This window comes from Promicromonospora citrea (genome assembly GCF_013004695.1).
GTDB lineage: Bacteria > Actinomycetota > Actinomycetes > Actinomycetales > Cellulomonadaceae > Promicromonospora > Promicromonospora citrea.
Window position 1 is genome coordinate 12,741 of the sequence record NZ_JABEMG010000049.1, and the last position, 17,781, is coordinate 30,521.

13 protein-coding genes and 1 pseudogene are annotated in these 17,781 nt (G+C 74.0%); 10 read left to right on the plus strand and 4 right to left on the minus strand.

Translation table 11 applies throughout. The features are described 5' to 3' along the window. Window positions 1-2 precede the first annotated feature (2 nt). The gene (locus HLB15_RS11360) at window positions 3-2,474 is read right to left on the minus strand and encodes an ATP-dependent DNA ligase (protein WP_229785063.1); all 2,472 of its coding nucleotides are present in this window, start codon (window positions 2,472-2,474) and stop codon (window positions 3-5) included. A 134-nt stretch (window positions 2,475-2,608) separates the two neighbouring features. Between HLB15_RS11360 and HLB15_RS11365 the strand changes: the two genes are divergently transcribed. The 6 genes from HLB15_RS11365 to HLB15_RS11390 all read left to right on the plus strand — a co-directional run bounded on the left by HLB15_RS11365 (window position 2,609) and on the right by HLB15_RS11390 (window position 8,462). Then, the gene (locus tag HLB15_RS11365; protein WP_308424918.1) at window positions 2,609-2,938 is read left to right on the plus strand and encodes a glutaredoxin family protein; all 330 of its coding nucleotides are present in this window, start codon (window positions 2,609-2,611) and stop codon (window positions 2,936-2,938) included. A gap of 67 nt (window positions 2,939-3,005) precedes the next feature. Further along, on the plus strand, window positions 3,006-4,001 hold the full coding sequence (gene ku, locus HLB15_RS11370) for a non-homologous end joining protein Ku (RefSeq protein WP_171105685.1): 996 nt from the start codon (window positions 3,006-3,008) through the stop codon (window positions 3,999-4,001). A gap of 92 nt (window positions 4,002-4,093) precedes the next feature. After that, window positions 4,094-5,767, plus strand: a complete 1,674-nt coding sequence (locus HLB15_RS11375; protein ID WP_229785027.1) for a metallophosphoesterase family protein — start codon at window positions 4,094-4,096, stop codon at window positions 5,765-5,767. Window positions 5,768-5,777: 10 nt separating this feature from the next. Then, a complete protein-coding gene (locus HLB15_RS11380) occupies window positions 5,778-6,479 on the plus strand; it encodes a metal-dependent transcriptional regulator (protein WP_171105688.1) in 702 nt (233 codons plus the stop codon). A gap of 99 nt (window positions 6,480-6,578) precedes the next feature. Then, window positions 6,579-7,772, plus strand: a complete 1,194-nt coding sequence (locus tag HLB15_RS11385; RefSeq protein ID WP_171105690.1) for an MFS transporter — start codon at window positions 6,579-6,581, stop codon at window positions 7,770-7,772. 45 nt (window positions 7,773-7,817) lie between these two features. Further along, window positions 7,818-8,462: a vitamin K epoxide reductase family protein gene (locus HLB15_RS11390; RefSeq protein ID WP_171105691.1), complete on the plus strand. Its 645-nt coding sequence runs from the start codon at window positions 7,818-7,820 to the stop codon at window positions 8,460-8,462. A gap of 59 nt (window positions 8,463-8,521) precedes the next feature. Here HLB15_RS11390 and HLB15_RS11395 read toward each other — a convergent pair whose 3' ends face one another. Beyond that, a complete protein-coding gene (locus HLB15_RS11395) occupies window positions 8,522-9,832 on the minus strand; it encodes an alkaline phosphatase family protein (protein WP_171105694.1) in 1,311 nt (436 codons plus the stop codon). Window positions 9,833-9,958: 126 nt separating this feature from the next. Between HLB15_RS11395 and leuS the strand changes: the two genes are divergently transcribed. Further along, window positions 9,959-12,904: a leucine--tRNA ligase gene (leuS, locus tag HLB15_RS11400; protein ID WP_171105708.1), complete on the plus strand. Its 2,946-nt coding sequence runs from the start codon at window positions 9,959-9,961 to the stop codon at window positions 12,902-12,904. A gap of 71 nt (window positions 12,905-12,975) precedes the next feature. Here the strand turns inward: leuS and HLB15_RS11405 are convergent, their stop codons facing one another. Continuing rightward, entirely contained in the window at window positions 12,976-14,727 is a 1,752-nt protein-coding gene (locus HLB15_RS11405) for a helicase HerA-like domain-containing protein (RefSeq protein ID WP_171105696.1), read from the minus strand. 94 nt (window positions 14,728-14,821) lie between these two features. Between HLB15_RS11405 and HLB15_RS11410 the strand changes: the two genes are divergently transcribed. Next, window positions 14,822-15,706 carry a DegV family protein gene (locus tag HLB15_RS11410; RefSeq protein ID WP_212759761.1) on the plus strand — a complete coding sequence of 295 codons (885 nt, stop codon included), beginning with the start codon at window positions 14,822-14,824 and terminating at the stop codon, window positions 15,704-15,706. A gap of 9 nt (window positions 15,707-15,715) precedes the next feature. Here HLB15_RS11410 and HLB15_RS11415 read toward each other — a convergent pair whose 3' ends face one another. After that, window positions 15,716-16,588: an alpha/beta fold hydrolase gene (locus HLB15_RS11415; protein ID WP_171105698.1), complete on the minus strand. Its 873-nt coding sequence runs from the start codon at window positions 16,586-16,588 to the stop codon at window positions 15,716-15,718. A gap of 220 nt (window positions 16,589-16,808) precedes the next feature. Between HLB15_RS11415 and HLB15_RS24205 the strand changes: the two are divergent. Further along, a pseudogene (locus HLB15_RS24205) lies at window positions 16,809-17,405 on the plus strand (SLBB domain-containing protein); the annotation flags it as partial. Between the two features lie 86 nt (window positions 17,406-17,491). Continuing rightward, window positions 17,492-17,635 (plus strand): ComEA family DNA-binding protein, encoded by a 144-nt coding sequence (locus HLB15_RS24210; protein ID WP_311979571.1) that lies wholly within the window; start codon window positions 17,492-17,494, stop codon window positions 17,633-17,635. Window positions 17,636-17,781: the final 146 nt, after the last annotated feature.

The window sequence follows — 17,781 nt, forward strand, 5'->3', positions numbered from 1 at the left end:
GGTCACGCCTCCCCGGGCAGCTCCGCCTCGACCTCGGCGGCCGCCTTGTCGGGGCGCCACCCGCGCCAGACGGAGTGCCGCATGCGGCGCTCGCCCGACGCGCTGTCGCTGCCCTCGGCCCAGTCGGCGAACGTCACTTCGCCGACCAGGCGCGGGGTGACCCAGCGGGCGTCCCGCGCGTCCTCGGCCGGCACGCCCGTCGCCCCGGGGGTCTTGCGCTCCATGCCCTGCAGGCGCGCGGTGATCTCGCGGCGCTCGCGCTCGGTGAACCCGGTGCCCACCCGCCCGACGTAGCGCAGGGCGTCGCCGTCGGGCACCGCCATGAGGAGCGAGCCCATGACCGCGGCGTTCGCGTGGCCCGGTCGCCAGCCGACGACCACGACCTCCTGCGTGGCGCTGTGCTTGAGCTTGAGCCACTCCCGCGAGCGCCGTCCGACGTAGGTGGAGGTGCGGCGCTTGGCGACGACGCCCTCCAGCCGCAGGGCGCGCGAGGTGCGCATGGCCGCGTCGAGGTCGCCGTCGAACACGGGCGGCAGGTGGACGGGCGCCTCGGGCGTGACGAGGGACTCGAGGAGCTCGCGCCGTTCGGTCCAGGGGCGGCCGGTGACGTCCTCGCCGTCGGCCTGCAGCACGTCGAAGAGCATGAGGTCGACCTGGACGCGGGCCCGGGCGCGTGCGACGTCGTGCTCCTTGCGGAGGTTGGCGCGGTGCTGGAGGCGGCGGAAGTCGGGGCGGCCGTCGCGGTCGAGGGCGACGATCTCGCCGTCGAGCACGGCCGGGAGGCGGTCGGGGTCGACCTGGCCGCCGAGGGCGGCGAGCTCGGGGAAGGTGACCGTGAGGTCCTGCCCGGAGCGGCTCACGAGGCGCACGGTGCCGTCGTCCTGCACGTGGGCGAGGGTGCGGAACCCGTCCCACTTCATCTCGAGCATCCAGCTGTCGGGGTCGTGCAGCTCGCCGGCCTGGGCGGGGCTGGCGAGCATCGGGCGGTAGGGGCCGCTGCGCGCGGCGGGGCGGGCGGCGGCGCCGGTCGTCCTGGGGCGGCGCGCGCCGTCCTGGGGCGGCGTGTCCGTCGTGGTGCCGTCGCCGGGCTGGGCCTTCGTGAGGTGGATGAGCCAGTTGTTCTCGGCGTCGCCGTCGCGCCCGCCGGTGCGGATGAGGGCCAGCCGCCGCGCGCCACGGCGTTCGGAGCGGAGGGTGACGATGACCTCGTCGTCGCGCCACTTCTCCAGGTCGTAGGTGCCGGCGTCCCAGATGGTGACCTCGCCCGCGCCGTACTCGCCCGCGGGGATGCTGCCCTCGAAGGAGCCGTACTCGAGCGGGTGGTCCTCGGTCTGCACGGCGAGGTGGTTCTTCGCCGGGTCGGTGGGCTCGCCGCGGGGGAGCGCCCAGCTCACGAGCACGCCGTCGTGCTCGAGGCGGAAGTCCCAGTGCAGGCGGCGGGCGTGGTGCTCCTGGATGACGAAGGTCGGGGCGTCGTCGCCGCGCTCGGCGGCCTCGCCGCCCGGTGGTCCGAACGGCTCGGGGGTCTTCTCCGGGTCCCGCTTGGCGCGGTAGGTCTCGAGCTTCGCGAAGGTGGCGAGGCGCTCGGGCGTCGGCTCGAGGGCGGCGAGGTGGCCCTCGAGCAGCGGGGCGAGCAGGTCGCCGTCGGTCTCGACCCGCTCGACGACCTCGTCGGGCGTGAGCTGGGCCAGGTCGGGGTCCTCGAGCTCGTCCCACGTGCGGGGCGCCGCGACGAAGGGGCGGTCGAGGCCGCGCAGGGAGTAGGGCGCGATGGTGGTCTTGTTGCCGTTGTTCTGCGACCAGTCCACGAGCACCTTGCCGGTGCGCAGCTTCTTGCTCATGTCGCTGACGACGAGGTCGGGGTGCTCGGACTCGAGGTACCGGGCCAGCTCGTGCGCGACCGCGGAGACGGCGTCCGACCCGAGGCGGGTCTCGGCGGTCCGGCCGAGCGCGGCGTAGAGGTGGATGCCCTTGGAGCCGGAGGTGACCGGGTAGGGCTCCAGGCCCATGCCCTGCAGGATCTCGCGCGCCCAGCGGGCGACCCGGGCGCACTCGGCCAGGCCGGCGCCGGGTCCGGGGTCGAGGTCGAGCACGAGGCGGTCCGGGTCGAGGCGCGCGCCCGTCCGACCGAACTGCCACTGCGGTGTGTGCAGCTCGAGCGTGGCCGTCTGGCCGAGCCACGTCAGGGTCGCCAGGTCGTTGACGAGCGCGTAGTCGTTGGACGACCGCTTGTGCTGGATCGACCGGCGCTTGACCCAGTCGGGCGTCGAGGCGTCGAGGTTCTTCTGGAAGAACATCTGCCCGCCCGTGCCGTCGGGCCAGCGTTTGCGGGTCGCGGGCCGGTTGGCGGCGTGGGGCAGGAGGACGGGCGCGACCTGCGTGAGGTAGTGCAGCACCTCGGCCTTGGTCGTACCGGTCGCCGGGTAGAGCACCTTGTCGAGGTTGCTCAGGCGCAGGCGGTGACCGTCGACCATGACGGTCTGCGTGACCGGCTGGGTGACCGGCTGGGTGACCGTCTGCTTGACCGTCCGCTGCGTGGGCGCCATCACACCATCGTGCCGCCCTGGGCGTGCCCGTGCGCGGGCGCGGGTCCGCTAGGCTCCCGCGGGTGATCTCGGATGACCTGGCGACCGGACCGTTCGCGCGGACCTTCGCCCCCGTCTTCTCGGCCGACGCCGAGCTGCCCGCCCCGCCCGCGCTGCTGACCGTCTACGGAGCGGACTGGTGCCGCGACTGCCGGCGCAGCAAGGCGGTGCTGGACGTGCGGCGGGTCGAGTACGTGTGGGTCGACCTGGTCGCGGAGCCCGACCGCGCGGACGAGGCGAAGGCGCTCACGGGCCGCACGACCATCCCGGTGCTGGCTTTCCCGGACGGCGATCACCTCGTGGAGCCCAGCAACGCGGAGCTGTGCGCGAAGCTGGACCGCGCCGGGCTCTGAGCCGCCACCCGGTTCGGGACAGGGCGAAACCTGGGCGAGAGGTGCGCTTGGGGCGCACTATAGAGGGATGAGGGCTATCTGGAAGGGTGCCGTGACCTTCGGCCTCGTCAACGTGCCGGTCAAGCTGTACAGCGCGACCGAGGACCACGACGTGCCGCTCCACCAGGTGCACGACGCGGACGGGGGCCGCATCCGCTACAAGCGCGTCTGTGAGATCGACGGCGAGGTGGTGCCCTACGAGCACATCGACCGCGCCTACGACGACGGCGAGCGCACCGTGGTGCTCACCAAGAAGGAGCTGGCCGACCTGCCGGCCGAGCGGGACCGGGAGATCTCGGTGGTCGAGTTCGTGCCCACCGAGCAGATCGACCCCATCATGCTCGACCGCACCTACTACCTCGAGCCCGACTCGAAGTCGACGAAGGCGTACGTGCTCCTGCGGCGCACGCTCGAGGAGACCGACCGCACCGCCGTCGTGAAGTTCGCGCTGCGCCAGCGCACCCGGCTGGCGGCCCTGCGCGTGCGCGACGAGGTGCTCGTGCTGCAGACGCTCCTGTGGGCCGACGAGATCCGCGAGGCGGCCTTCCCCTCCCTCGACGAGCCCGCGAAGGTCAGTGACAAGGAGCTCGCGATGTCGGCGCAGCTCGTCACCAGCTTCGAGGCGGACTTCACGCCCGAGGACTACGAGGACGAGTACCAGGTCCAGCTCCGCAAGCTCGTCGACGCCAAGCTCGAGGCCGGCGAGAGCGTCGACACCGCCGAGACCTTCGGCGAGACGGAGGAGGAGGGCGAGGGCGCCCAGGTCGTCGACCTCATGGAGGCCCTCAAGCGCAGCGTCGCGGAGTCGAGGTCGCGCGGGAGGTCGTCGGGGTCGGGGTCGGGGTCGTCGAGCACGTCCTCGGGCAGGTCGTCCGGCAAGACCTCGTCCAAGACCTCGTCGAAGACCTCGTCCAGGTCCTCGTCCGGCTCGTCCTCCGGCACGTCCTCCTCCGGCGGCTCGAGCAGGTCCTCCTCGAGCCGCTCGAAGTCCGCCACCACGAAGAAGTCCCGCAAGGCGGGCTGAGCGGCACGGACCGCGCCGGGTGGGTGAACCTCGGCGCCGGCACGTCGCAGGCGGCGGGTGAGTACGTCGCGCGCATGACAAGGTGGGCACCGATGACTCGTCTTGCCCCGCCCCGCTGGCTGCGGTGGACCCTGGCCGGCGCGCTCGCCGTCCTCACGTGCCTGATGTTCGGTGTCACCACGGCGAAGGCCGACCTCAGCCTCGGCCCGCACGAGGCCACCTACGCCGTGACCGCCCAGGACAGCCTCGTGGCCGACCTCGGCCCGCTCGGCACCGTCGTCGCGGACTCGCCCCTGCCGCTCAACCTGGGCGTCCGGATCACGGTGCACGAGATCCCCGCCGACCTCTCCGCCGTCGACGCGGCGAGCTTCGACGCGCTCGCGGGCGACCTCGACGGCTACCTGCAGTTCTTCGACACCCCGCAGCAGACGGTGCGCACCGCCGCGTGGGCGCTCGCCTGGGACGCCGTGCGCGGGGCGGCCGGCGCCGCGGTCGTGCTCGCCGCCGTGCTGCTCGCGCTGCGCGCCCTGCTCGGGTCGCGCCGGCGCGCCGAGCTCGCGCGCGCCGCGGCCGCCCGGACGTGGGAGATCACGGCGGGCGTCGCCGTCGTCGTGCTCGTGGCGGTGACCGCGACGTCGAGCTCCGGGCCGGCCGAGCGGTCCGCCCTGCCCGCCTCGGCGGTCTTCGAGGGCACGGCCCTGGAGGGCGCGCGGATCACCGGGCGGCTCGCGAGCGTCATCGACACCTACAGCGGCCAGCTGGTGGAGACCTACCAGGCCAACGAGGTGTTCTACGCCGGGGCGCGCGAGCGGCTGGTGGAGGCGTGGGACGCGCGCGTCGCGGCGCAGGAGGAGCAGGAGCAGGGGCTGAGCGCGTCGCCGTCGGGCAGCCCGGACGCGCCGGAGCTCGTCACGTTCCTGCTCGTGTCGGACCTGCACTGCAACACCGGCATGACGCCGCTCATCCGCGACCTCGCCGACCGGATCGCGCCCGACGTCATGCTCAACGCGGGCGACACCACGATCAACGGCACGAGCGTCGAGTCGGTCTGCGTGGACTCGTTCGCCTCGGCAGTGCCGGACGGCGTCCCCTTCGTCGTCGCCGACGGCAACCACGACTCCCGCCTCACGACGGCCACCGAGCTCGCCAACCGGCAGGTCGTGCTCGACGGGCAGGTGGTCGAGGTCGAGGGCGTGCGGATCCTGGGCGACCGCGACCCGCTGGAGACCCGCATCGGCGGCGGGACCGTGATGTCCCGCGAGGAGACGCCCGCCGAGGCGGGCGAGCGCCTGCGCGACGTCGCCTGCGAGGTGGCGGGCGAGCCCGGCCTCGGCGGGTACACGGGCGAGGACCGCGTGGACCTCCTGCTCGTGCACCAGCCCGCCGTCGGGGACGCCGCCCTCGAGTCCGGCTGCGTGCCGTTCCAGGTCTCGGGGCACATGCACACGCGGATCGGGCCCGACGTCGTCGGGTACGGCGTGCGGTACGTCAACGCGAGCACGGGCGGCGCGACCAAGGGCAACACGTCCGTGGGTCCGCTGCGCGACTCCTCGGAGATGACGGTCCTGCGGTTCGACCCGGAGCGGCGGCGGTTCGTGGACTGGCAGCTCGTCGAGGTCACGCCCGACGGCGAGGCGTTCGTGAGCGAGCGGCAGTCGGTCCCGCCGCCCGTGCCGCTGCCCGACGAGGTGCCCGGCGACGGACCGGACGCGGCCGACGTCCCGGGTACCGAACGGGCTCCGTCGCCGACCCCGTCGGGCAACTAGGCTCGGGGGCGTGGACATCGCAACCGACCCGGCCGAGCTGACGCCCGTCGCCCAGGACTACCTGAAGGCGGTGTGGTCGGCCCAGGAGTGGTCGGACGAGAAGGTGACCACCAAGCACCTCGCCGACCGGCTCGGCGTCGGCGCGTCCACGGTGTCCGAGACGGTCCGCCGCCTGTCCGGGCAAGGGCTGCTCGAGCACGAGCGGTACGGCGCGATCCGGCTCACCGACGACGGCCGCAGGCTGGCGCTGGCGATGGTGCGCCGCCACCGCCTGCTCGAGACGTTCCTGGTCAGCGAGCTCGGCTACGGCTGGGACGAGGTCCACGACGAGGCGGAGGTGCTCGAGCACGCCGTGTCCGACGTGTTCGTCGAGCGCATGGCCGAGCGGCTGGGCAACCCGTCGCGCGACCCCCACGGCGACCCGATCCCGGCCGCGGACGGCACCGTGGTGCGGCCGTCCGCCGTGCCGCTGTCGTCGATGCACGCCGGCGACGCCGGGACGGTGGTGCGCATCTCGGACGCCGACCCCGAGGCGCTGCGGTACCTCGCCGAGCTGGGCATCGACCTCGACATCCGGGTCGAGGTCACCACCCGGCGCGAGTTCGCCGGGACGGTCGCCGTCGCCTGGACGTGCGCGGAGCCGGAGCCCGCGGAGCGCGTCGCGGACCTCGGGCTCCTGGCGGCCTCCCGCGTCTGGGTGTCGCAGGAGTAGGCTGTCCGCCGTCCCCCTGACCTCGTCGCCGGTGTCGCCGACGGTGCCTCGAATCGATACGCCGTCCTCGACCGTCCTGACGCCCCGGAGACCCCCACCATGGCGACACGCCCCTCGCTCCGCACGGCCCTGCCCGCGCTCGTCGCGCTGGCCGTCGGCGGCTTCACCATCGGCACCACCGAGTTCGCCGCCATGGGCCTGCTGCCCGACGTCGGCGCGGACCTGGGCGCGACCGACCCCCAGGTCGGGCACACCATCACGGCGTACGCGCTCGGCGTCGTCGTGGGCGCACCGCTGCTGACCGTCGCCGCGGCGCGCATGGAGCGCAAGCGGCTCCTGCTCGCGCTCATGGGCTTCTACACGGTGGCCAACGTGCTGTCCGCGGCGGCGCCCGACGTCGGCTGGCTCGTGCTCGGCCGGTTCCTCGCCGGCCTGCCGCACGGCGCCTTCTTCGGGGTCGGTGCCGCCGTCGGTGCCGCGGTGGCCGGGCCGGCGCAGCGCGGGCGCGCCGTCGCGACGATGATGACCGGCCTGACGATCGCGAACGTCGTCGGCGTCCCTCTGTCGACCTGGGTCGGGCAGACCTTCGGCTGGCGCGTGTCGTACGTGCTCATCGGCGCGCTCGGCGCCGTCACGCTGCTCGGGCTCTGGCGGCTCGTGCCCGCGGGCGCGGGCGGAGCGAGCCGCTCCGTGCGCACCGAGCTGGCGACGCTGCGCAACGCGCCGCTGTGGATCGCGTTCGTCGCGGGCGCCGTCGGGTTCGGCGGCATGTTCGCCGTCTACACCTACGTGGCGCCCACCCTGACCGGGGTGACCGGGCTGCCCGGCGGCGCGGTGCCGTGGGTGCTGGCGCTGTTCGGCGTCGGCATGACGGTGGGTACCCAGCTCGGTGGCCGGCTCGCCGACCGCGGTGTGCTGCGCGCCGTGCTGATCGGGTTCCTCGCCACGGCGGCGTCGCTCGCGCTGTTCGCGCTCACGGGCGGGTGGGTCGTGCCCGCCCTCGCGTCGCTGTTCCTGCTGGGCGTCACGTCGCAGGTGCTCGGCCTCGCGTTCCAGACCCGGCTCATGGACCTCTCGCCGGGGGCGCCGTCCCTCGGTGCGGCCCTGTGCCACGCGGGCCTCAACGTCGCCAACGGCGCGGGCGCGTTCGTCGGCGGGCTCGTGATCGACGCGGGGTGGGGGTACCTCGCGCCGGCGTGGGCCGGCCTCGTCGTCACGCTGCTCGGGCTGGGGCTCGTCGTCGCGTTCGGGCGGCAGCGGGTCGCCCACCAGGTGCCGGAGACCGCCTCGTGACCCGGGTCCCAGCGAAGGTCCAGGGTTCGCCGGTACCGTAGGCGCGTGACTGGGACCGGGGCGACCACGACGTCGTCGGACAGCAACGCACAGGACGTCGCGGCACCGCAGCCGCTCGGCGCGCGCACCATGGGGCTCCTGCTCGTGGTGCTGGGCGGCATCGGCTTCGCCGCCTCGTTCGCCCTGTCCTGGGAGAAGTACCTCAAGCTCCTCGACCCGGACCGTGTCGCGTCCTGCAGCGTCAACGTGTTCATCGACTGCGGGGCGGCCATGGACTCGTGGCAGGGCGCTCTGCTCGGGTTCCCCAACCCCTACATCGGTGTCGCCGCGTTCCCCGTCGTGGTCACCACGGGTGTCATGCTGCTGCTCGGCACCCGGCTGCCGCGCTGGTACTGGACGTCGCTGCTGGTGGGCACGGTGCTCGGCGAGGCGCTCGTGTTCTTCCTCATGTACACGAGCTTCTACGTGATCGTGGCGCTGTGCGCCTACTGCATGATCGTGTGGACGATCATGTGGCCGCTCCTGTGGTACCAGGTGGTCCGGGGCGTGCGCGCGGGCGACCTGCCCGTCGGCGAGGGCCTGCGCGACGCGCTCGTCGGCAACCGGCACATCATCCTGGTCATCGGCTACCTGGCCGCGGTGACCTGGCTCCTCCTCGCGGTCGGCGGCCCCCTGGTCGACTCCTTCTGAGGTAGTCACCTGCCGAGGTAGTCACCTGGCGAGGTAGTCACGTGGCGAGGTAGTGCGCCTCAGCGGCGCAGCGCCTCGCGCAGCACACGGCCCTCCGTGGCCGCCGGCGGGGCGTAGCCCAGCAGGGCAGAGATCGTCGGCGCGACGTCGACGTGGCGCGGCGCGTGCGGACGCACGCCCGGTCGGACCCCCGCGCCGGCGAGCACCAGCGGCACCTGCAGCTCCGTGGTGGCGCCGTGCCTGCCCGCCGGGTCGGCGGGCGTCGGGCCGAACGACCAGCCGGGCCGCGGCTCCACGACGAGGTCGCCGTAGTGCGGGCTCATGTGCAGCCGGCGCTGGTCCGCCTCGTCGAGCACGGACCGCACCTGCGGCAGCGCGCGCAGGGCCCGCTCCAGCCGGCGGACCGCCGAGCGGTCGCCCGCCCGCTCGCCGACGACCCGCACGTCGGCCACGCCGCCGACCACCACGACGACGTCGGTCCCCGGCGCGGGCGACTGTCCGCTGGTGAGCACCTGCGGTGTGAACCCCGCCGCCTCGATCGCGGCCAGGCCCTCGGCCGCGAACCCCTTGTCGAACGTGGTCATGCCGTGGTCGCCCGTGATGACGAACGCGGTGCGACCGTAGACGCCGGCGTCGCGCGTCGCCTGGACGATCCGGCCCAGCTGCGCGTCGATGTCGGCCAGTGCGGCGGGCAGGCGCGGGTCGGCGTCGCCGCCGTCGTGCCCGATCGCGTCGAGCACGTCGCAGTAGACGGCGATCAGGTCGGGGACGCCGTCCGTGCGGACCAGCTCGCCGCCGGAGTCGACCGGCTCGCCGCGCAGCACGGCGACGGCGTCGTCGGTGCGCCGTGCGCAGTCGCCGCCGGGCTGGGTGTAGAGGCCGCCGGGGTCGCCGAAGGTGACGCCGTAGTTCTGCAGGATGAACCACTGCGCCGAGAACACGGTGCCGCCCTGCGCGCGGATCGACTGCGCGATCGTCGGGACGGCGAGGTCGCGCTGCTGGCCGCGCGCCGTGTTCGTCGTGGTGTCGAACCAGTAGGCCGTGTTCCGGTGGGTCGCGGGCCAGGCCCCGGTCGCGACCGACGACCACGACGGGTTGGTGATGGACGTCATCACGCCCGTCGACGTCGTGAGGCTGCCGCGGCGCAGGAGCCGCTCCAGGTTCGGCATCGGCGCCTCGCCCGAGCGCACGAGGTCGAGGTACTCGACGTCGAAGCCGTCGAGGGCGAGCAGGACGACGTGGTCGGCTCGGTGCTCTCCCCGCCCTGGCGCGGCGGACGCCGGCGGCGCGGCGGAGGTGGTCCACAGCAGGGCCGATGCGAGGGCGGCGGCGACACACGTGACGAGGGTCTTGCGCAGCGAAGGCACCATGGGGGCCATTCGAGCACCCGGACGGCGAACGGCGGGGGAGGCGCGGGCGAATGTCGGATGAACCCTCGAACCTGTGGACAGCCGGGGCCGAGGGCTCGCGCGGTCGGTAGACTCGCAGCCGTGACAATGCCCGACGCACCCGAGCGCACCACGTCCACGGACGAGCCCCGTTTCCGCTACACCCCGGCCCTCGCGCAGCAGATCGAGCTGCGCTGGCAGGACCTGTGGGAGGAGCGCGGAACCTTCCACGCGGCGAACCCGCAGGGGCGACTTACGGGGCCGGGCGGGAGCCCGGCGCAGGGCGACCCGTACTTCATCATGGACATGTTCCCGTACCCGTCGGGTGCGGGTCTGCACGTCGGCCACCCGCTGGGCTACATCGCCACGGACGTGACCGGGCGGTTCCGGCGCATGTGCGGCGACAACGTGCTGCACGCCCTGGGGTACGACGCGTTCGGCCTGCCGGCCGAGCAGTACGCCGTGCAGACGGGCCAGCACCCGCGCGTCACCACCGAGGCCAACATCCTCAACATGCGGCGGCAGCTGCGCCGCCTCGGCCTGGGCCACGACCCGCGCCGCACCTTCGCGACGATCGACCCCGAGTACGTCCGCTGGACGCAGTGGATCTTCCTGCAGATCTTCGACGCGTGGTACGACACCGAGGCGGAGCGCCCGGGTCCCGCGGCGGGCACGGGCCGCGCGCGCCCCATCGCCGAGCTGCGCGAGGAGCTCGCGGCCGGCACGCGCCCGGTGCCCGGGTACGACGGCGACAACACCGGCGGTGCCGTCTGGGCCGGGCTGAGCGAGCTCGAGCGGCGTGACGTCATCGACGGCCAGCGCCTCGCCTACGTCGACTCGTCCCCGGTGAACTGGTGCCCGGGGCTCGGCACGGTGCTCGCGAACGAGGAGGTCACGGCCGACGGCCGGTCCGAGCGCGGCAACTTCCCCGTCTTCCAGCGCAACCTGCGCCAGTGGAAGATGCGCATCACGGCGTACGCCGACCGGCTCGCGGACGACCTCGACCTCATCGACTGGCCCGACAAGGTCAAGTCGATGCAGCGCAACTGGATCGGCCGGTCGGTCGGCGCGAACGTGCGGTTCGATGTGGTCGGCACCGCCGACGACGACCCGGCGGGCGCCGCGGGCACGCTCGAGGTGTTCACCACGCGCCCCGACACGCTGTTCGGTGCGACGTTCATGGTCGTCGCCCCCGAGCACCCGCTGCTCGACGAGGTCCCGGCGGCCTGGCCCGACGGCACGCGCTCGGCGTGGACCGGCGGGTACGAGGCACCGGCCGAGGCCGTCGCGGCCTACCGGCGCGAGGCGTCGGCCAAGACGGCGGTCGAGCGCCAGGCCGACGCGGGCAAGAAGACCGGTGTGTTCACCGGCCACCTCGCGGTCAACCCGGTCAACGGCGAGCAGATCCCCGTGTTCACCGCCGACTACGTGCTCATGGGCTACGGCACCGGTGCGATCATGGCCGTGCCGGGCGGCGACGAGCGCGACCACGCCTTCGCGGAGGCCTACGACCTGCCCGTCGTGTACACGGTCGAGCCCGAGGGCGGCCTGCCCGAGGGCCACACCGGGGCCTACGCGGGCGAGGGCGTCGCGGTCCGCTCCGCGAACGACGAGATCTCGCTGGACGGCCTGGGTGTCGCGGAGGCCAAGGCGGCGATCATCGACTGGCTCGAGAGCAAGAACATCGGCGAGGGCACGACCACCTACCGCCTCAACGACTGGCTGTTCAGCCGCCAGCGCTACTGGGGCGAGCCGTTCCCGGTGGTGTGGGACGAGGACGACCGCCCGGTGGCGATCCCGGACGCGATGCTGCCGGTGGACCTCCCGGACGTGCCGGACTACGCGCCGCGCACCTTCGACCCCGACGACGCGACCTCCGAGCCGGAGGCGCCCCTGGGCCGCAACGACGAGTGGGTCAACGTCACGCTCGACCTCGGCGACGGTCCGCGGACCTACCGCCGCGACACGAACACGATGCCCAACTGGGCCGGCTCGTGCTGGTACTACCTGCGCTACCTCGACCCCGCCGAGACCACGGCTCCCGCCCTCGCCGGGCTGGAGCAGTACTGGCTGGGTCCGCGGCACAACGCGACGTCCGGTCCGGCCGGCGGCGTCGACCTCTACGTGGGCGGCGTCGAGCACGCCGTGCTCCACCTGCTCTACGCGCGGTTCTGGCACAAGGTGCTGCTCGACCTCGGGCACGTCACGAGCCTCGAACCCTTCGGCAAGCTCTTCAACCAGGGCTACATCCAGGCGTACGCGTACACCGACTCGCGCGGCCAGTACGTCCCGGCCGCCGAGGTCGAGGGCGACGAGCAGAGCGGCTACACGTGGCAGGGCCAGCCGGTCAACCGCGAGTACGGCAAGATGGGCAAGTCGCTCAAGAACGTCGTGACGCCCGACGAGATGTACGAGCAGTACGGCGCCGACACCTTCCGCGTCTACGAGATGTCGATGGGACCGCTCGACCTGTCGCGTCCGTGGAACACCCGTGACGTCGTCGGCTCGCAGCGGTTCCTGCAGCGTCTGTGGCGCAACGTCGTCTCGGAGGAGACCGGCGAGGTCACCGTGACCGACGACGAGCCGGACACCGCGACGCTCCGGGCCGTCCACCGCACGATCGCCGACGTGCGCTCCGAGATGGAGAACATGCGGCCCAACACGGCGATCGCGAAGCTCATCACGCTCAACAACCACCTGACCGGCCTGTCGGCGGTGCCGCGCGCCGCCGTGGAGCCCCTGATCCTGATGACGGCACCCGTGGCGCCGCACATCGCCGAGGAGCTGTGGTCCCGCCTCGGGCACGAGGAGTCGCTCGCGCACGAGTCGTTCCCGACGGCCGACGAGCAGTACCTGGTGCAGGAGACCGTGACCTGCGTGGTGCAGGTCCAGGGCAAGGTCCGCGCCCGGATCGAGGTGGCACCCGACATCCCCGACGCCGACCTCGAGGCGGCGGCGCTGGCGGAGCCGAACGTGGTCAAGTTCCTCGACGGCCGCGGCATCCGCAAGGTCATCGTCCGCGCCCCGAACCTGGTCAACATCGTCCCGGCCTGACGTCCCCGCTGAGTGCGGGATCTTCGCCCTGACACACGGACACGGCGAAGATCCCGCGCTCGGCGAGACCGTCAGCGGCGGCGGGTACCGAAGAGGGAGCGCGTCAGCTCGCGCACGATGACCGTGCCCGCCGTGCGGGCCAGCGACGTGACGACGCGGTTCCGGTCACGGGCCGCCTTCTCCTTCGCCCGCGTCTCGGCACGCTCGCGCGTCGCCGCCTCCTTCTCGATCCGGGCGCGATCCTTGGCGAGCCGGTCCCTGTCCTCGGCGACCGGTCCGTCGCCGTCGGCGGCTGCCCGGTCCGCGGCCTGTTCCTGCGCCTTCGCCTGGAGCAGCTCGAACGCCGACTCCGCGTCGACCGGCGTGCCGTAGGTCGCCTGCTTCGGCGAGGCGGCGACGACGCGGTCGATCACCTCGTCGCCCGCCGGCTCCATGGAGGCCTGCGGCGCCCGCACCCGCGTCCACGCGACCGGCGCCGGCGCACCCTTCTCGGTGAGCACGGTGACGACGGCCTCGCCCGTGCCGAGCTCCTGCAGGAGCCGTTCGAGGTCGTAGGGCGACGTCGGGAAGGTGCGGGCGGCGGCCCGCAGCGCGGCGGCGTCGTCGGGCGTGAAGGCACGCAGGGCGTGCTGCACGCGGTTGCCGAGCTGCGCCAGCACGTCGGCGGGCACGTCCTTGGGGGACTGCGTCACGAAGAACACGCCGACGCCCTTGGACCGGATGAGCCGCACCGTCTGGACCACCTGCTGCAGGAAGTCCTTGGAGGCGTCGGCGAACAGCAGGTGCGCCTCGTCGAAGAAGAACACGAGCTTCGGCTTGTCGGCGTCGCCCACCTCGGGCAGCTCCTGGAAGAGGTCCGCGAGCAGCCACATGAGGAAGGTCGAGAAGAGCTGCGGCCGGTCCTGGACCGCGGGCAGCTCGAGCACGCTGAGCACGCCGAGGTCACCGTGGGTCGCGATGAGGTCCGACGTCGCGAAGGCGGGCTCGCCGAAGAACGCGTCGGCGCCCTGGCTCTCGAGACCGACGATCTCGCGCAGGATCACGCCTGCCGTCGCAGCGGAGACGCCGCCGATGCCCTTGAGCTCCGCCTTGCCCTCGTCGGACGTCAGGTAGGCGATCACCGACTGCAGGTCCTTGAGGTCCAGCAGCGCGAGGCCCTTCGAGTCCGCCCAGTGGAAGATCAGGGAGAGACTCGACTCCTGGGTCGCGTTGAGGCCGAGCACCTTGGACATGAGGAGCGGACCGAAGTCGGTGACCGTGGTGCGGATCGGCACCCCCTTGCCGATGCCGCCGAGCGAGTAGAACTCGACCGGGTACTGCGTGGGCGTCCAGTCCTGCCCGATGCTCGCCGCGCGCTCCGCGACCTTCGGGTTGTCCGCGCCGGGTACCGCCAGGCCCGAGAGGTCCCCCTTGATGTCCGCGAGGAAGACGGGGACACCGGCCTGGGACAGCCCCTCGGCCATGCCCTGCAGCGTCTTGGTCTTGCCGGTGCCCGTCGCGCCGGCCACGAGCCCGTGCCGGTTCAGCATCGACAGCGCGAAACCGACCTGGACCTGCGAGTTCGGCGTCGCCTCTCCGCCCGGATCGCCCTCGAGAAGAGCGCCGAGGGGGAGCGTGGCCTCGGCGGCGTAGCCCGCCGCGACCTCCGCCGCGTACCCCTCGGGCGCCTGCGCCTGCCCCGCCGTCGGGCCCGCGGGGGCCGCGGCCCGCTCGTCGGCCGCGGCCTGCTCGGCGGCGGCGCGCTCCGCCTCGTCCAGGGCCGCCTGGGCGGCCGCCGCGGCCTCGCGCAGCCGGGCGAGGTCTGGCGTCGATGCATCAGACATGTCTCGGATGCTAGGTCGGTCCGTGATGCTCCGCGCGGGGAGCGTCCGGCGCGTTTACCGGTCCGGTTCCCCGCGCGGATAGAGTGGCGCGGTCATGCGCACCCGACGTCGTCCTTCCCGCCCGGCAGCACCCCAGGAGGTGCGGGTCGTCACCGACTCGACCGCCTGCCTGCCCGCCGACCTGCCGGGCGGCCCGGCCGTCGTCCCGCTGCGCGTGCTGGTGGGCGACGACGTGTACGCCGAGGGTTCCGACATCACGCCGGAGAGACTCGCCGAGCTCGTCGCGGACGGCGAGCGGGTGACCACCTCGCAGCCGCCTCCCGAGGCGTTCGCGACCACCTACCGCGGCCTGGCCGAGCAGGGCGCGCGCTCGATCGTGTCGGTGCACCTGTCGGGCGCCCTGTCCGGGACGGTGGGCGCCGCGGGGACCGCGGCGGCCCGGTCGCCCCTCCAGGTGCGCGCGGTCGACTCGCGGACGGGCGCGGCAGGTCTCGGCTTCGCCGCCCGTGCCGCCGCGGAGTGCGCGGCCGCCGGGGCGGACGCCGAGCACGTCGCCCAGCGGGCCATCGAGGTCGCGGGGACGGCCCAGGCGGTGTTCGTCGTCGACACCCTGGAGCACCTGCGTCGCGGCGGCAGGCTCTCCGGCCCGGCCGCGGCGCTCGGCACCGTGCTCGGGGTCAAACCGATCCTTCGCCTGTCCGACGGCGTGGTCGAGCTCGCCCAGCGGGTGCGCACGCGCGCCGCCGGTGCCGAGCGGCTGCTCGAGCTCGCAGCGGGGTACGTGGCGGCGGCGCGGCGTCCCGTCGTCGCCGTCCACCACTTCGGCGCGCACGACCGGGCCCAGGCCCTGGCCGGCCGCCTGCACACCCGCACCCGCGCCGACGTCGAGGTGACGCCGCTGAGCGCGGTGCTGGGCGTGCACGTGGGGCCGGGGACGCTCGCGGTCGTCGTCGCGGACCTGGGGGACCACACGCACTGACCGCGCGGGTCAGTCCGCCAGCACCTCCCGCAGGCGGGCCGCGAACTCGACCGGCTTGTCGGCCGGCTGGCCGTACTCGCCGCCGCTGAACCCGCCGTGACCGCCGGGGAAGACGACGGGCTCGGTGCCCAGCCGCTCCGCCGTGGCCCGTGCGGACCGCCCGGTCATCTGCTCACCCGTCGCCTCGCCGACCGCGACCAGGAGGCGGGGCGTGCCGCCACGGAGCTCGTCGTAGCGCGGCTCGTAGCCGGGCAGCGACACCATGTTGACGCCGAACATGAGATCGTCGCGCGCCCCGTCGTCCTCGGTCGGCAGGCCGAACATCGCGGGGTCCGGGTCGGGCTGCGCGAGGTACTCCGGGCCGATCTCCCCCTCGACCATGACCAGCGCGATGAACTTCGCCATGGCGGCGCCGAAGCCCTTGGCCTGGTAGGTGTCGTGGATGCCGTGCATCGCGGCGACCATGGCGTCGCGGTCGGGGAGCACCGACGGCAGCGGCGGCTCGTGCGCGACGACGGTCCGCAGGTCGCCCGGGTGCTCCGCCGCGAGCTCCAGGGCGACCGCCGCGCCGCCGCTCGACGCGAACAGGTCGACCGGTCCGCCGCCGACCGCCTCGATGACGCGGTGCACGTCGTCCGCGTGCGTCGCGATGTCCGGCGGCGTGGAGCCGGGGGCACGCGTGCTGCGCTCGACACCGCGGGGGTCGTAGGTGACCACGGTGCGGTCGGTGAAGTGGCCCGCGAGGGTCGTGAACCCCTCCGCGCCCATCGGCAGGCCGATGAGGACCAGGGGCGGCTCGTCGGTCGGCGTGGCGGCCTCGCGCACGTCGTAGGTGAGGACGGCGCCCGGCGCGTCGAGGGTCAGGGTCTTCCTGTCGGTCATCTGCTCGCTCCCGTGGTTCAAGGTGGTGTGCAGGGTCGACGGCGGGCGACCGGCGAACTCATCGGTCCGCAGCGGGTGAGATCGGTGCGCGGCCGGACGAGCCCGCGACACGGCGTTCCCGCGGGCGGAGCTCGACCACAGGAGCCGTTCTCGGGCTCCCGTGCACAGAGCGCCCTCCGGGCGGCCCCGCGCCGGCCGACCGCGCCTAGCGTCGTGAGCCATGCAGCCCGAGACAGCGCACCGCCGGCCGCCCGGCCCGTGGCCCTTCGACCCCGTGCCCGAGGCCGAGAGGCCGGACGACGCCGCGCGCCACGACCCTCCGCCCCTGGCCTCCTCGGGCTCCGGCCCGGGCACGACCGACACCGACGCGCTGGTCGCCCGGCTGCGCTCCCGGCGGTCCGCGGCCGGGGTGGCAGCGGCCTACGCCGCCGCGCACGGCCATCCGGCGGACCCCCGGTCCGAGCAGGGCGCCCGTCGCTGGGCGCTGCGCGGGCCGACGGCGGTGGTCGCCGTGGGGGCCGTGCTCCTGCTCGGGCTGGGCGTCGCGGTGCTCGCGCTGCGTGGGGACGGCGTGGTACCGCTCGCCCCCGCCGCCGCCGACGGCACGTCGCCGGGCGGATCGCCGGCGCCGTCCGTGCCGGTCCCTCTCGGCACGCCACGAACGGACGACGGTCCCGGTCCCGGCGCCCCGGACGCCGCCGCCGCGGGCCTGCTCGTGCACGTCGTCGGCGCGGTGCACGAGCCCGGGCTCGTGACGGTGCCCGACGGCGCCCGGGTGGCCGACGCGCTCGAGGCCGCCGGCGGTGTGACCGGTGAGGCCGATCTGACGGCCGTGAACCTCGCCCGGGCCGTCGTGGACGGTGAGCAGCTCTACGTGCCGCGGCGCTCGAGGCCCTGCCCGGCGTGGGGCCGGCGATCGCGCAGGCGATCGTCGAGTGGCGTGCGGCCAACGGCCCCTTCGCGAGCGTCGACGAGCTCGAGGACGTGCCGGGCATCGGCCCGTCCACGCTGGAGAAGATCCGCGACAGCGCGCAGGTGGGGCCGTGACCGACCTGCGCCTGGTGCCCGCCGCGCTCGCGTCCTGGGTCGCGGCCTGGCTGCTGACCGGGTCGGGCGCCGGCTGGACCGGCGCCGTCGCGGGATGGTCGGCCGGGCTCGTCGCGGTGGCCTGCGCGGTCGCCCTGGCGGTCGGG